Annotated in this window: 13 protein-coding genes and 1 riboswitch; of the genes, 4 read left to right on the top strand and 9 right to left on the bottom strand. The window is 36.9% G+C overall.

All coding sequences use genetic code 11. The features are described from left to right. Positions 1-2 precede the first annotated feature (2 nt). Entirely contained in the window at positions 3-446 is a 444-nt protein-coding gene (dtd, locus tag KO527_RS01610) for a D-aminoacyl-tRNA deacylase (RefSeq protein ID WP_216038651.1), read from the top strand. Between the two features lie 299 nt (positions 447-745). Here the strand turns inward: dtd and KO527_RS01605 are convergent, their stop codons facing one another. Both KO527_RS01605 and KO527_RS01600 read right to left on the bottom strand, forming a co-directional pair. Beyond that, complete coding sequence (locus tag KO527_RS01605; protein WP_216038650.1) at positions 746-1,666, bottom strand: glyoxylate/hydroxypyruvate reductase A; 921 nt, start codon at positions 1,664-1,666, stop codon at positions 746-748. 66 nt (positions 1,667-1,732) lie between these two features. Further along, entirely contained in the window at positions 1,733-2,422 is a 690-nt protein-coding gene (locus tag KO527_RS01600) for a fused MFS/spermidine synthase (protein ID WP_216038649.1), read from the bottom strand. Positions 2,423-2,576: 154 nt separating this feature from the next. Between KO527_RS01600 and KO527_RS01595 the strand changes: the two genes are divergently transcribed. Further along, complete coding sequence (locus tag KO527_RS01595; protein WP_216038648.1) at positions 2,577-3,476, top strand: bifunctional GNAT family N-acetyltransferase/hotdog fold thioesterase; 900 nt, start codon at positions 2,577-2,579, stop codon at positions 3,474-3,476. A 47-nt stretch (positions 3,477-3,523) separates the two neighbouring features. On the opposite strand, the gene KO527_RS01590 is transcribed toward KO527_RS01595, so the two are convergent. Beyond that, positions 3,524-4,096 carry a hypothetical protein gene (locus tag KO527_RS01590; protein ID WP_216038647.1) on the bottom strand — a complete coding sequence of 191 codons (573 nt, stop codon included), beginning with the start codon at positions 4,094-4,096 and terminating at the stop codon, positions 3,524-3,526. Between the two features lie 213 nt (positions 4,097-4,309). Between KO527_RS01590 and KO527_RS01585 the strand changes: the two genes are divergently transcribed. Next, complete coding sequence (locus tag KO527_RS01585; RefSeq protein ID WP_193216529.1) at positions 4,310-4,573, top strand: DUF2913 family protein; 264 nt, start codon at positions 4,310-4,312, stop codon at positions 4,571-4,573. Positions 4,574-4,621: 48 nt separating this feature from the next. Here KO527_RS01585 and KO527_RS01580 read toward each other — a convergent pair whose 3' ends face one another. The 6 genes from KO527_RS01580 to KO527_RS01555 form a co-directional block, all read right to left on the bottom strand. Beyond that, positions 4,622-5,650, bottom strand: coding sequence for a phospholipase A (locus tag KO527_RS01580; RefSeq protein WP_216038646.1), 1,029 nt, complete (start codon positions 5,648-5,650; stop codon positions 4,622-4,624). Between the two features lie 155 nt (positions 5,651-5,805). Next, on the bottom strand, positions 5,806-6,936 hold the full coding sequence (locus KO527_RS01575; RefSeq protein WP_216038645.1) for a succinylglutamate desuccinylase/aspartoacylase family protein: 1,131 nt from the start codon (positions 6,934-6,936) through the stop codon (positions 5,806-5,808). 11 nt (positions 6,937-6,947) lie between these two features. Next, the gene (locus KO527_RS01570) at positions 6,948-8,162 is read right to left on the bottom strand and encodes a PLP-dependent decarboxylase (protein WP_216038644.1); all 1,215 of its coding nucleotides are present in this window, start codon (positions 8,160-8,162) and stop codon (positions 6,948-6,950) included. 17 nt (positions 8,163-8,179) lie between these two features. Then, positions 8,180-8,920, bottom strand: coding sequence for a 2,3,4,5-tetrahydropyridine-2,6-dicarboxylate N-succinyltransferase (locus KO527_RS01565; RefSeq protein WP_216038643.1), 741 nt, complete (start codon positions 8,918-8,920; stop codon positions 8,180-8,182). Between the two features lie 34 nt (positions 8,921-8,954). After that, complete coding sequence (dapA, locus tag KO527_RS01560; protein WP_216038729.1) at positions 8,955-9,839, bottom strand: 4-hydroxy-tetrahydrodipicolinate synthase; 885 nt, start codon at positions 9,837-9,839, stop codon at positions 8,955-8,957. Positions 9,840-9,964: 125 nt separating this feature from the next. Beyond that, positions 9,965-10,138: riboswitch (Lysine riboswitch) on the bottom strand. A gap of 263 nt (positions 10,139-10,401) precedes the next feature. Continuing rightward, positions 10,402-12,231, bottom strand: coding sequence for a S8 family serine peptidase (locus KO527_RS01555; protein WP_216038642.1), 1,830 nt, complete (start codon positions 12,229-12,231; stop codon positions 10,402-10,404). Between the two features lie 730 nt (positions 12,232-12,961). Here KO527_RS01555 and KO527_RS01550 point away from each other — a divergent pair. Further along, positions 12,962-14,689, top strand: coding sequence for a S8 family peptidase (locus KO527_RS01550; RefSeq protein ID WP_216038641.1), 1,728 nt, complete (start codon positions 12,962-12,964; stop codon positions 14,687-14,689). Positions 14,690-14,719: the final 30 nt, after the last annotated feature.

The following is a 14,719-nucleotide window of genomic DNA, read 5'->3' as shown; positions in this document are numbered from 1 at the left end:
CAGTGCAGGCGTTAATTCAAAGAGTATCAGAAGCTAAAGTAGTTGTAGATGGACAAACAATCGGAGAAATAGAGCAAGGTATTTTGGTTTTATTAGGTGTTGAAAAAGAAGATGATGAGCAAAAAGCCGATAAGCTTTTAAATAAAGTATCTGGTTATCGTATTTTCCCTGATGATGAAGGAAAAATGAATTTAAGCCTTAAAGATATTAAAGGCCAGTTATTGGTTGTATCTCAATTTACTCTCGCTGCCGACACCAAAAAAGGTATGCGCCCAAGCTTTTCGTCAGCAGCAATTCCGAGTGAAGCAGAGCGTTTATATGAATATTTTGTAAGTCAGTCAAAAAAACTTGAGCCTTTAACCAAAGTGGCAACGGGTGAATTTGGTGCAGATATGAAAGTGTCTTTGATTAACGATGGTCCAGTTACTTTTCGCCTAGAAACCTAATTATTCTTCATCCTTACAATTACTGCTTTGTTAGCTGCGAATGCTCACCCCTATCACTTAGTCTACTAAGCTCAAGGGGATTCGCATTCTTGCCGCCTTGCAGTAATCGCAATGATTTTGAATAATACTTTTGCTAAATTACACTTACTCGCCCGAATTACTTATAAACCATAAGCTCAGCGGGTCGCGTAAGTTTATCGCCTTGATACAATTTCAATTATTTAGAGGATTCATAGAAAGTATAAAGCTTTGTTAACTGCGAATGCTCACCCCATCACTTAGTCTTTCTTTGCTTTTATTTAGTAACCTAATTGAGCATCAATTAAATTAATTAAAGATTCACCTTTTGCCATGAGTCCATAGTTTGTTGATATTTGTTCAACTATGGTATTGATACTTGTAAGGGCTGAGGTATGCGGTGTGCAAATAATGCGAGGATGCAACCAAAACTTATGATCTTGTGGTAAAGGCTCGGTTTGAAATACATCTAAAATAGCGCCTAAAATTTCATTATTATCTAACGCTTTTAATAAGTCTTTTTCGATTAAGTGCTCACCTCGTGCAACATTTATTATGCAGGCGTGATTTGGTAAATGTTGAAAAAGGTCATAGTTTAAAATGCCTTTTGTTTGCGCTGTAAGTGGTAATAAACAGATTAAATAATCAGATGATTTTGCCATTTCAGTTAAGCCATCATCACCATGGTAGCAATTAATGTTCTTAATATTTTTTTCAGAGCGAGACCAACCTGACACTTCAAAGCCATTTATATTTAAAAGTTCTGCTGTTTGCTGACCTAATTGGCCTAAACCTAAAATTCCGACTTTTGATGTTTGGTGCGCTCTTCTTGGCTGCCATAGTTTTTGTTGTTGTTTAACCTGAAACTCATTGAGTCTCAGTTTGAAATTAAGCACTTGGCCAAGTACATACAGTGCCATATCATTAGCGAGTTTTGGGTCTACTATTCTAGCGACAGGTACATTTGGTAGTGGCTCATGTTTAATTAAGCCATCGACACCGGCACCAAAAGAAGAAACCGCTTTGATATTTGGTAAATTACACCATAAATTTTTAGGCGGATTCCAAGCTAAAACAAACTCGACCTTTAAAGGGTCTTGAATGTTAGGCCAAACTTCAATTGTAATTTCAGGAAGGGCATCAGATAACAAGGCTTGTAACTTTGTCATATCTCTATTTGGTACAACAATCAGTAAACTCATTTTTAATTCTTTATTGTTTCAGCTAATATTTATCATACCTTCTAGCTATTTTTTAACAATAAAGTTTTAAACTTGAAGCCATAATAAATGATTACTATATCCAGGTACCATTATATGGTCAGCGGATGTTTTAAATACATTTTTGAGTGTTTTTTTTAGTTGAATTAATTGAGATTCATGCTCAGCAACAAAGTTAATAAATAGCCAGCCATTTGAATTGAGCACATGATAAATATCTTCGTAAAAATCTTGCTTGAATAAAAAAATGGGCGGATCAACTTTACAAAATAAATCAACAATTATCCAATCAAAAGTTTGTTTGCCTTTAAGCTCAACGGTAGCATCTTCACAATGTAAATTTGAAGCTGCAAAACCACCAAAATACTTTTTGTAACAATGTATTATTTCTGAGTCTTTTTCTACTGTAATGATATTGGCTTTAGGATAATGGAGATGTAAATAATTTCGGATAGCACCTGCACCTAAACCGAGTTCTAGCACTGACTGTGGTTCTGCTAATGGTTGCCATATTTCAGAGAGTGTTTTTAAATGAGGGAAAAGCAGATGTTCTGGATTATCTTTTTCTATAACTGATTGTAATGTTTGATCTATTAGTAGCCACCTTAATTGTTTATGTTGCCTCACTTGTATACTTTGACCATATTGTTTATGCCAATAAATAACATGACCAATATCATTACAATGTTTTATAAAGTTGCTACTGATCACGCCTGTTTTGGCTTTAATATAATCCATACATTCCTAGGTAATTGATTTCTTATAATTAAAAATTCAAGGATTGACTTAGGAGCATAGTCAAGCTTTAGCAATCATGCCAATGATGTATTTTATCTTCAGGTTTTTTGTTGTATGGTATTTTGCAAATAAAACCGCTTCAACAGGAATTTTTATGTTTAAGGTGACAACACCCAACAGTAGCCAAGACTGGCAGGATTATTATCAATTACGTTGGCAAGTTTTACGTGCTCCTTGGGATCAACCTAGGGGATCAGAGCAAGATGATTTAGAACAAGACTCTGAACATAGATTTATTAAAAATGATAAAGGTGATGTTTTAGGCGTAGCAAGATTACACTTTAATAGCCATGTTCAAGCGCAGGTTCGCTATATGGCAGTATCTGATGAACATAGAGGCCAGCATTTAGGTAGTCGATTATTAAATGAATTAGAGTTGCTAGCTTGGGAGCAAGATGTTGATGAGCTAGTGCTATTTGCAAGAGAACGCGCGCTTAATTTTTATCAAAGTCATGGTTATGAAATAAAAGAAAAAGCACACTTAGCATATGGTGATATTCAGCATTATCGTATGGTAAAAAAACGCCCATCTCAACCTGGCTGGTTTAGGCATCCTGATTGGGCTCAGGTATTACAAAATACTTGGCGTGAATCAATTCCTATCTCTGATGCGATGGGCATAAAAGTCGAAAGTTACACCGATTGGCAATTTACCACTCGTGCTGACTTTGGTGCGAATGTAAATCTTCATGGCTCTATGTTTGCAGGATCGATTTATAGTTTGGCAACTTTAACTGGTTGGGGTGCAACATACTTAGCCCTTAAAGAGCAAGATCTTGAAGGTGAGATTGTATTAGCTGATGCCAATATTAAATACTTAAAACCGTTAAAAACACAGCCAAAAGCAAGTGTTAAATTAAGTGACTGTGAAGGTAAACTCGCCAAACTATCTAGTGGTGATAAAGCTAAATTTATCGTACCGGTTATTGTATATGATGGCGAAGAAGCCGTTGCAGAGTTTGAAGGTATTTTTGTGGTATTGCCTAAAAGCTAAAAAATAAAGAGGCTAATTCATAATCAAATTAAATTAGCCTCTTAAGCTTAAAATACAATCGATAATTGTAAGCCACTATATAAATGTTCTTTTGACTCCCAGTTATTACCATCTATTTGTCGTAATCTTGTAAATACATCTATTTTGATTGGTTTGAGATCAAATCCAATGCCTACACCTATATACCCATCAATATCATCATCTTGGCGTTCTGTATCAAAATAATCATATTCTTCATTTTCGTAATAATAAGTGCGTTCATCTTCATCTTTGTCATTTAAATCGTCCCAAATAAGCTCAAATAAATCTAAACCTACTTCGCCATAAATTGATATATCAGAAAAGTAGCCAAATTTAAAACCTGTATCCCATGTAAGATAATCATTGCTATTGCCTGTTTTATCAGTGATATCAGCATAGCCAATTGCTGAGGTCATATAGGCACCAAAATGAGAGTGAGGATCACCAAAGGGGATTTCTATACCGATACTTGAGATCGAATCTGTATTATGGCTTTCATTTTTTGCAAAAATTGCAGGGGAGAAGTTATTAGCACTAACCAAACATGGCATAAAACTAAATAAAGTAATACTAATTAATAAAAGTGAGATTTTTTTCATGCATGAAAATCCTTTTAGTGTCAGTAAGAAATTACTAACGAATAGTTTAAAGCTTATCTGTTTTGAGTTTGTGAGAAATTGTCTTAAATCCTGTGAAAAATTGTAAGGTAACCAAAGGGTTTGATAAAAAATGAACAATTGATATTTTAAATTTATGAGTTTTGTGTATTATTATAGGTACTTGATTGACAATTAACTTATATGGATTTTGGTGTGAACGACTATAAACAGTCTATAACGAATATGTCTTGGTGTGGTCTGGTGTCTTTGGCGATTGCGCAAGAAAATGGCGAGTGTGGTTTTAATGCGATGCATGAAAATCGATTTTTAAGTAAATGGTTAGATGTTGCTTATAAACAAAAAAGATTTTCGAAAACGATTGCTGTTGATTTAGAGCATTTGATTAGAATTGCAAAAAGTAAGGGACAATTTGCTAAGCTTAAAGAATTGTTAATTGAGTTGTATCAGCAGCCATAAATTAGTTAAGGTGGCTAGATTAACCACCTTAAGCATAAACTTATGACTTTATAGTAAGTCACTTAATAATATACCAACCCCAAAACGTTCTACTGAAGCATTGTAATCTATTAAACTCTCGCCATAGCCATTAAAGTATTGCGCGTATCCGCGTAATCGACCCCAAAGTGGAAATGACCAATCTAGCTGTAATGCACCACGGTTATCACTACTTAAGTTATTACGACTCATAAAGCCAAATTCGTGTTCTTTGTAACGATAAGCTCCAGAAAACTCGTAATACCCCATATACTTATGAATATCCGGATTATCATCACCTTCTGGTTGAGTAGGAGCTTCTTTTTCATCTTCTGGTAATCTGTACCAAGGTTTAAAGCTGAAAACGAAACCACTTTGCTCCCAAATTAAATTTGCATAAATTCGATTCCAAGAACGTGAAAGCGCAGTACTTTTACCATTAGATTGATGTTCAGCACCTAAAACCACTACCATTTCATCACCCCAAAGGGTATTTTCTTTATCGAGAATATTAGCCCAATAGATTTCTGGTTGGTAGTTAGTTTCTCTAAATGGCGCTGAAATTTCGGAATTATATACTTGCCAATATGATTGCATTGTAAAAGCAAAATATACAGCTTGATCGTCATCAGAAAAATTATCAAAGACAGGTACTTTTAATGATAATTGGAACTTAGCTTCAAAGTTATCGAGGACTTCTTCATCGTCTTCTAGTCCTTCAGAGTCAATAATTGGAATATTGTTAGGACTATTCATATACGTGACTGGCAGCATATAATTACGTTTATGCGGCGTGATCACATTAGGATTACTCTGAGATACTAACTCCCTTGAAACGCGTTTATCAATTGCAGTAAATTGTTTTTCTTCAGCGAGCTCTTTACATTTATTTTTTAAATCAGCGATAGTTTGTGAGTCATCGCCAGATAATAATTCATTTAAAACACATTGTTTTACTTGAGCATGTTGTTCTTTTTGTGGCTCAACCTCTTGCTCTGCAACACTGACAAAGCTGACGCTCAGTAATGACACGCTAATAAATTTAGTAAACAAATCCATGATGAAGTTTTTGGGTAGGTTAATTTGTAGCTAGTATACTGAATTTAATTGTAATCTAAAAAGAAAAAGGCAAACGATTTTCACCGTTTGCCTTGAGTAGTCATAAATTTATGATCCATGACTCTCACGCAATATTGTTTGAACTCACTAATTTGCTAGGTGAGCTTTTGGTAATTGGTAAAAAATTTATAAAGTTCAGTACCTTGATTAACACTTGCCGATGCAAAATGTAAAATTGTTATTGCATCTTGATCTAAACAAATAGATTGCAAAGGTTGCTCTGATAAATATCTTTCCATACGTAGTATGTTAGCTATTGGTTCACCTGCTTTTATATGGCTCCCAAGCGGCGCTAAGTACTCAACCATGCCGCCCATAGGCGCATAAAATGCGATGTAATCTTTTAATTCACATACATATCGCGGCATTGTTTTAGGTTGATATTGTGAGTCTGTAAAAGCTTCTTTATAAGTTAAATAACTTAAAATACTGTTAGCATCGTGCTTCGCTTCTTTCAGATCAATTAGCTCTTGAGAACCCAATTCAACTGTAAAAGCTTCTACTGCAACTGGGAAATCTTTCCCTAAAGTTGCAAATGTTTCTGTTAGGTTCCACCAAGGGCAAAAGTTTGCTTCATCCATTGCACCATCAAAATCATTAGGGATCATAAGTACATGTGGAATATCAAAATAGCTTGCACTAGATTTTGCATATTCAGGACAATATAAATGTTTACTTGAGATTGGCCCTGTATGTAAATCAAGTACGATATCAGCTTGATGCGCTAATTTTTGTAAGTTTAATGCAATGCGTTTACCTGTAGTAATGGCATAAGCAGGACCATCTAATATTTTATCTACTTCAGATATCAGTGATTGTCTAAATTCGCTTTTAATAGTTTCGATATCACTATCTAAGTGTTTATTTGCAAACTCATTTACTAAATGGCTATTGTCTTGGTACATGCGGTTCCAATTAGTACCAGTGATAGGATCAAAGCGACCCAAAGTGAATTCACCTGACTTTTGATTACAGCCAATTGGATTTGCATAAGGCACTAAAGTGATATCAGCTGTTAAATGCAACTGTTTTAACTGCTCAAGTAACTGATAAATTACAGCATTACCTTGTACTTCTGCACCGTGCATATTGGCTTGAATATACACTTTTGGGCCTGTGCCATCGCCTTTAATACGATAAACAGGGATCGTTAAAGGTAATCCATTAGCAATTTCACCAACTTGAATATCTTCTTGTGTGATTTGGTTTGTTAATTGTGTTGTCATAACCAATTACCTTAATACAAATAGCTTTGAGCGGGTTGAGCTGGGCGAATACAATGAGTTTGATTATTTTCAATCACATATTCTGCAGCAAGTTCATGGCATAAAAAATAAGGCATGCTTTCAGTAAAACCGTAAGCACCACATTGATTGAATACCAGCCAGTCATTTTCATTTATATCACTTGCGAAAGTATGCTCACCTAAGCTATCTAGTGCGGTACATAAGGGTCCATGCACATTAAATGATTTACTAGGCGCATTAGATTCCCTTAATAATAATGCCGGGAAATCTTGAGATGTCACTGCTGGACGTAAAATGTGGTTAATACCGCCAGCCATAATGAGTTGGTCTACACCGTAGTTTTGCTTTTGCTCGACCACAGGATTAGTGTAATAGCCGTATTCACCCACTGCATAACGACCAAGCTCCATCCAAAGTTGTTCAACACCAGCATTTTTTTTGATAAGGCACAGCGCTTCGATTAACTCAGGCCAATGCAGTTGTTTATCTTCTTCGGTATAAGGGATGCCTAAACCACCGCCTAAATCGAGCGTTTTTAATTCAAAACCTAAATCTGTAGCTAATTGCTGTAAAGGTGCAACCATTTGCGACCATAAATCAGCGAGTTTTTCAGTGCTGAGCATATTGCCCCACTGAAAAATATGTAAACCAGTAAAGTTCAGCTGTGCGTAATCAGCAATATTAAGTGCTTGCCATTGCTCACACCCTAAACCAAATGGTGTTAAGCTATCGCCACCTAATGGATTTTTTTCACCTTCAGGCCAGCGTAGCTGTACTCTTAATAATATGTTTAGCTCAACTTCTTGTGCTGTAGCTTCTTCATTCAACCAAGCTACTTGGTTAAGGCTCTCAGCAACAAATGTGCGCACGCCTAAATTAATAAACTCATTAATTTGGCGTTTGCTTTTGGCTGGGCCAGTATTAAGAACACGATTAGGATCTATACCTTGTTTGAGCACTTGTTTTAATTCACCACTGCTTGCAACATCAAAATTAAAACCAGACTTATCTATAGTTTTAATGATAGAAGAAAGCGGGTTAGCTTTAACTGCATACCATAACTTAATACCTGCATCACTGACCGATGAAGTTAGGTTTTGTAAATGTTCAGCTAAACCATCTAAATCATAAGTAAAAAATGGGTAAGGCTCATTTTTACTGATGGTATCGATATGTTGGCGAATATGCGTGCTCAAAAAACTCATAATGATCCTAATTTCATTTATCTTAAAATATCTTCTAACTCTAAAGATGCGTCGCTTTGCTCATCGCGGTATTTCACGATTAATGCACATGACATGCTTAAACCTTGTGCTTTACCCCATTCGCTAGAAGATGGACGAGAACCTGGAATTACAATTGCATTTTCAGGAATGGCTTCGCCTTTATCTAATACACGCTCATTAACACAGTCATAAACTGGAATAGTCGCTGAAAGGCGAACACCTGGCGCTAATACAGCACCTTTCTTAACTACAACACCTTCAACTAAAACACAGCCAGCACCAATAAATGCATCGTCTTCAACAACCACAGGGCTTGCTCCAATTGGCTCTAATACGCCACCAATTTGCACAGCTGCACTTAAATGTACGTTTTCGCCTATTTGTGCACACGAACCAACTAGTACGTTACTATCAACCATAGTGCCCGCACCAACATAAGCACCAATATTCACATAGGCTGGTGGCATGATGATAGTACCTGATGCAACATGAGCACCACGGCGTACACTTGAACCACCAGGAACCATACGTACATTATCTTGCGCTGAAAAACCACGTGGTGCTAAGTTATCTTTATCTACAAAGCCACCTGGAAATTCAATGTTAGAGCCATTTTTAAAAGCTTCTAAAATACCTTTTTTAACTTCAACATTGGCATGCCATTGACCATTTTCGTCTTGAGATGCCGCGCGTACAGTGCCGTTTTCTAAATTATTTAAAAGTTCTAACCAGTTCATTTTTATATACCTATTCTTTAAATCTAAAATTCTGTTATTGCCAAGATAAAATTGTTGAGTTTGCGTGTTCTATTGCTGAAAAGTCGGTTAATTCAAGATGTGTTAATGGCGGTCTTAAATCAGCTAAAGGTAACCGACCTTGCTGTTGCATTAATACTTTTACGGGAATTGGATTGGCGACAGCAAATAAGCTATTTACGGATTGAGTCCATGTTTGGAAAAGGTTAGGGCATGTACCTAACAATGCGCGACGAACAAATTCAGCCGTTTGTTCAGGCCAAGCATTTGCTGCAACTGATACTAACCCTTTAGCGCCAGCTTGAGCGAAATAAGGTAGTAGGGCGTCATCACCGCTAAAAATAGATAATTCTGGAGCCGCAGTTCTAAAACTTTCAAATTTGCTAATGTCACCACTGGCTTCTTTCATAGCCCATAAGTTTTTGTGATGAGATAAGTTTTGAATCACTTCAGGCTCTATTTCAACAGCACTTCGACCTGGTACGTTATAGATCATACAAGGGAAATCAGCAGTCGATAATAAAGCATCAAACCATTGAGTTTGGCCTACAATGCCGGGTTTAGCGTAAAGTGGAGAACCGAGTAAATATGAATCAATTGATAGTTGATTACAGTATGAAACCCATTCTTGTTGTTGTTTTAAGTTACTGCCACCGACTGCGACCATTAAAGGCACATTTGGTTGTAATTGACATACAAATTCAACAATAGATTTATGTTCGTCTAAAGTAAGTGCTAGGCCTTCACCTGTACTGCCTAATAATAGAATGCCATTATTTGCAGCAACCTGATCAGCAACTAAATTTTCTAATGTTGCAAAATCAATATTATCTTGAGCATCAAAAGGCGTGACTAGCGCAGTCCATAAAGGATAGTCATTTAAGTTATATTTTTGGTTCATCTCTACCGAACTCATATCATATTCGAGTGGTAGTTTTGGAGGAGAGCCCGTAATTACCAATCGAACATATTAAATTCGAAGAGCAATGGGCTTAAGAAGAAAAAGGCTAATAGCCTAAATTCTTTAAGACCAGAAGCTCTCCACCATTAGGTGACAGTCAATTAGGATTCAACCCAATCGCCCGAAATTTTATTAAAGCAAATAATAAAAATCTCTCGGCGTTAATTCCCATCACAAGTTCTCATCGGAGTTTGCTCTCCTAAAACTTGTTACCTGAATAACGCACCTCTTCCAGCCCTATCATTTATCGTAAAGTGAAAGCTCACTTAACAATAAACTTATGAATAGGGGAATTAATGATTAATTAAATAATCAGTAATTGCGTGAATTGAAACATTTTAGACGTCTACATGTCAATGAGGTTTTTTGTTATTTGTTATAACAAATTTTTAAATCGGTGATAAATAAGGAGAGAAACGGAAGATTTTAGGTATAAAAAAACGCCCAACTAAAATAAGTTGGACGCTTTCGGTGAAAATACCTTTAGGGGAAAGTTATTTTATTAAAAGTTAACAGTTACTTCTGCAGAACAGTTATCGCTACCTTGGTCACATACTTTGTAAGTGAATGAACCTGAAGTTTTGAAGCTATCAGTAAATGAACCGTCATTTGCAGTTGTTGTTCTTAATGCATCGTTACGGTAAATTTCAACACTTGAAGTAGAAGCGCCAGTCCACGATAAGTTTACGTTATTCTTACCTTTAGAGCGTGAAGTAGTTGCACTTGCTGTGATATCGCCACCAGTTGGTGGCGTTACATCACCACCACAACCATTTGCAGTTAAATATGCATCAGCTGATGCAATTTTTACGATACCGTAACCAAAGTATACATCTTTACCTGAAGCGCCACTGTCTTGTGCTGTTGCTTTTAATGCATCGCGAATTTCAGTACCAGTACACTCAGTATGGTTTGACCATAATAATGCAGCCATACCAGATACTGCAGGAGTAGCCATTGAAGTACCGCTCATAAAGCCGTAATCAGAAGTACCAATTGTGATATCTGCATTTGTAGAACCAACAATTGCCGCGCGGTCTTCAAATGCAGCACCTACAGCTGGAATTGATGTTGCGTTAGTATCACCTAATGTAGCGTATAACATGCCAGCTTCATTATTTATAATGATCGCGCCTACAGCACCTGAGTTTTCACAGTTTTGTACTTTGTCATGGAAAGAAATATTACCACGGTCAATCACACACACATTACCGTTAGCACCAGAATCAGTGGCTTCAGCTGTGCCCATGTAATACGTATTACCGTAAATGCTACCAGAGTTTTCCATTGATGACGTTGCCATTGCAGTACCATCAATACTTAAAGAAGCACTTGTAGCCATGCCAGCAGGGTATGTTGAAAGCGTATCTACACCGCCAGCTGTTACTTCAACACACACTGTTTCATCAGTTATCGTCGTTGCACGACGACCTTTACCTGTTGTTACATCACAGCTTGGGAATTGTGAGAAATCAGCAATATTATTATCAGCATCGTTTGCGCCGATCATCATTACTGAAGGGTAACCTGCTGGGTATGAACGAACTGAGTTACCATCGTTACCGGCAGCTGCAACAACTAAACCACCTGCTGCTGTGAATGCTTTAAATGCGTTTTCTTCAGTGCTGTTAGCACCACCACCACCTAAGCTCATGCTGATGATGTTTGCGCCAGCACCTGAACACTGATCAGCAGCATGCGCTAAGTCAGAAGAGTAACCCCAGCCTTCAGCGTTAAATACTTTAACAATATGCATATCAACGCCAGGTGCCATGCCTACTACACCAACATTGTTATCAGCTGCACCAATTGTTCCTGCAACATGAGTACCGTGTGGACCGCCGTGCTCATCCCAATTACCAGTGCCAGAATCGTTCGAACCTGTAATGTTGCCCCAAACAAAATCTTGGTTCGAACGATCTAAACCTGAATCGATAACACATACTTTCATGCCAGCATTTGAATTAAATGCAACTTGGTTAGCTTGAGATTGGTATACAGCATATGGCGTAAGCTGTTGTGTCATAGCATTACCCATATCATCGCTATAGATAGATAAAGGCATACGGCGTGCATCTTCTTCTATTAACTCAATATGTGGGTTGTTTAATAACCCTTTAACTTGAGATAAATCTTTACCAGTAAAAGTAGCAGCAACAAAACCGTTACCGTCTAGCTTTAGTTCACCGCCCATTTGTTTTGCAAGTGCTTTTACAACACCTTTTTTGCTGTTATCTACTTTGATGATGAAACGGTCGTCAGCTGCTTGTGCACTGAAAGCCGCTGTTACTGCTAATGCTAATACTGATGTAGTGAATTTAGAAATTTTCATGTTAACTCCGAATAAGGTCGTTATTATTTTTATAAACTATGTTGTCGTTGTTCTTTCGTATTGGTGAGCCCTAATGAGCTTCTTATAATAGTGCTTTTATTATTGACTTTATCCGTAGTCAGCTATCCGTGGTCAGCACTTATTGATGTATCGATACTAACAATTAAAAATTTACCGGCTAGTAAATTACCGACAGGTTTTCGTACAAAAACGACGCAATAAAGGCCTTCTTTTTAAAATCAACAAGTTAAGAGTTAGCAAAAAAGTAACAAAAAAACCTTTTTTGTTACTTTTTTTGTGAAAGACGTAATTTAATGAGGAGTTATTACTCTAATACTTAGTGGCGTTTAGCAGGAAAGTATTGCAATTACTGGGTTGTTACAGCATTATCAGTTTTAGGTGTGTAAGCAAAATGTTATTTTTTTGACTTGTTCTAGTATTGCTTTGAACTATAGGTTTTTTGAAAAATCACTGATTTATAGTGTAAATGTTAATCAAAAATCTTACTTTTTAGTACAAAAACGACTTTTATTCGTCATTTTGCGACATATGAAGTTCCAAAGCAGAAACATAATCTTAGTTAGGTTAAATTTGGTGCAATTATTAAGCTAAATCTAGTTAGCACTTGATAAACAATAAATTTAAAGTGCGCATTTATTAACATTCTTGAATTTAAAGAATAAGTAAAAATGTGAAGACCTTTAAGATTAAAAGTAACCAGGGGTGAAATATGCGGGTACAACCTTTAAAAGCAAAGTCGATTTTAGCGACAGGGCTATTATCTTTGTTAATTGGCACTGTTGTTAGTTATACAAATAACGATACCAATCTAGGTATTAAAAATGAACAACAAGCGTCATATTTATTACAAGCTAAAAATATGGATGTTTTACACAATGCATTAAAAAAAGTGCGTATAACTCCTAGCCACGAACTATCTATCATTAATTCATATGCTGTCACAGTTTCAGATTCACAATTAAAAGCTTTAAAAGAGTATGGTGATTTTAAAGTTACTAAAAATAGTGCTGTAAAGCTTAGTGGCTCGATTGCCTCAGCTTCTTTAGAGCAAGTTTCTGTTGTAAATAAAATTGTTAATGCAACAAGCGTGCACCAAACGAGTAATTATGGTGCTGGCATCACAATGGCGTTTTTAGATACAGGGTTACGCCAAATGAATGGTTTGAGATCTGATGTATATGGTTTACAGAAAACTTACGGTACTTATGATGCTATTAATAACAAACCTTTAAATAATGATAATGAAATAAACGGTCACGGCACACATGTATCAAGTATCGCTGGTAATAGTGAATTAGATATCCATGGCAAACCTATGGGTGTAGCACCAAATGCGCGTATGGTTGGTATTAAAGCATTCGACTTTGAAGGTAAGGGCACTTATGCAGATATTATTCGTGGTATAGATTGGGCTTTACAATACAAGGACAGATTGAATATTCGAGTATTGAATATGTCATTTAGTGGTCCACCACGTTCTTACTACTGGGATGACCCATTAAATCAAGCGGTAATGAAAGCATGGCAAAATGGTATCGTTGTTGTCGCTTCTGCAGGTAATAAAGGGCCGGATCCTATGTCAATTGGTGTGCCGGGCAATAACCCATATATTATTACTGTGGGCGCTATGACTGATAACTACACACCTGATGATAGGAGTGATGATAAACTAACGAGCTTCTCTTCTGCTGGGCCTACAGTTGAAGGCTTTGTAAAGCCTGATTTAGTTGCCCCCGGTGGTCATATGAGAGGGCTTTTGCCTGCAAACACTCGTTTGGCAAGATCCCATCCTGAAGCGCATGATGGAGATAAATACTTTACAATGTCGGGTACTTCTCAAGCGACAGCAGTTGTTACTGGTGTAGTCGCCTTGATGTTAAGTAATGATCCAACATTAACGCCTGATGATGTGAAATGTAGATTAGTCACTACTGCGCAACCAGCGGTTTTAAAGGACGGTACCCCGGCATATAGCGTTTTTCAACAAGGTGCTGGTTTAGTTAATGCGCAGTCAGCTTTAAAGAGTCAGCAAACGCAATGTGCGAATCAGGCGTTAGATATTCAAAAAGATTTAACGGGAGAACAGCATTTTGGTGGCCCGGCAGCTATGAGTGAAAATGGAGAGTTTTACATTGTAGACGAAAATGGCGTAATGCTTAATGATGGTGGCTTTATATGGCGTGATGGCGGTTTTATATGGCGCGATGGTGGTTTTATTTGGCGTGATAACTTTGCATGGGGTGATGGCGGGTTTATCTGGCGTGATGGTGGTTTTATATGGCGTGATAGTGCCTATTCATGGAATGATGGTGGCTTTATTTGGCGAGATGGTTTCTCTAATACTGATGGTGGATTTATTTGGAGAGATGGGGGGTTCATTTGGCGAGATTCTATCGAAAGTGAGGTTGCTGTAAACCGTTGGGTGTCTCAAGAATAAAGTATTAATTCTGCTTCTAAGGCTGAACTT

Origin of the sequence: Pseudoalteromonas sp. C2R02 (assembly GCF_018860845.1) — a bacterium.
Taxonomy (GTDB): Bacteria; Pseudomonadota; Gammaproteobacteria; order Enterobacterales; family Alteromonadaceae; genus Pseudoalteromonas.
Note: the sequence above shows the minus strand (reverse complement) of the source record. Positions and strands in the feature narration are given on the sequence as shown.

Excerpts from the sequence above, each read along its gene's own strand:
- KO527_RS01605 (WP_216038650.1), bottom strand. The coding sequence starts at position 1,666 with ATGAGTTTACTGATTGTTGTACCAAATAGAGATATGACAAAGTTACAA.
- KO527_RS01600 (WP_216038649.1), bottom strand. The coding sequence starts at position 2,422 with ATGGATTATATTAAAGCCAAAACAGGCGTGATCAGTAGCAACTTTATA.
- KO527_RS01595 (WP_216038648.1), top strand. The coding sequence starts at position 2,577 with ATGTTTAAGGTGACAACACCCAACAGTAGCCAAGACTGGCAGGATTAT.
- KO527_RS01590 (WP_216038647.1), bottom strand. The coding sequence starts at position 4,096 with ATGAAAAAAATCTCACTTTTATTAATTAGTATTACTTTATTTAGTTTT.
- KO527_RS01580 (WP_216038646.1), bottom strand. The coding sequence starts at position 5,650 with ATGGATTTGTTTACTAAATTTATTAGCGTGTCATTACTGAGCGTCAGC.
- KO527_RS01575 (WP_216038645.1), bottom strand. The coding sequence starts at position 6,936 with ATGACAACACAATTAACAAACCAAATCACACAAGAAGATATTCAAGTT.
- KO527_RS01570 (WP_216038644.1), bottom strand. The coding sequence starts at position 8,162 with ATGAGTTTTTTGAGCACGCATATTCGCCAACATATCGATACCATCAGT.
- KO527_RS01565 (WP_216038643.1), bottom strand. The coding sequence starts at position 8,920 with ATGAACTGGTTAGAACTTTTAAATAATTTAGAAAACGGCACTGTACGC.
- dapA (WP_216038729.1), bottom strand. The coding sequence starts at position 9,839 with ATGAACCAAAAATATAACTTAAATGACTATCCTTTATGGACTGCGCTA.
- KO527_RS01555 (WP_216038642.1), bottom strand. The coding sequence starts at position 12,231 with ATGAAAATTTCTAAATTCACTACATCAGTATTAGCATTAGCAGTAACA.
- KO527_RS01550 (WP_216038641.1), top strand. The coding sequence starts at position 12,962 with ATGCGGGTACAACCTTTAAAAGCAAAGTCGATTTTAGCGACAGGGCTA.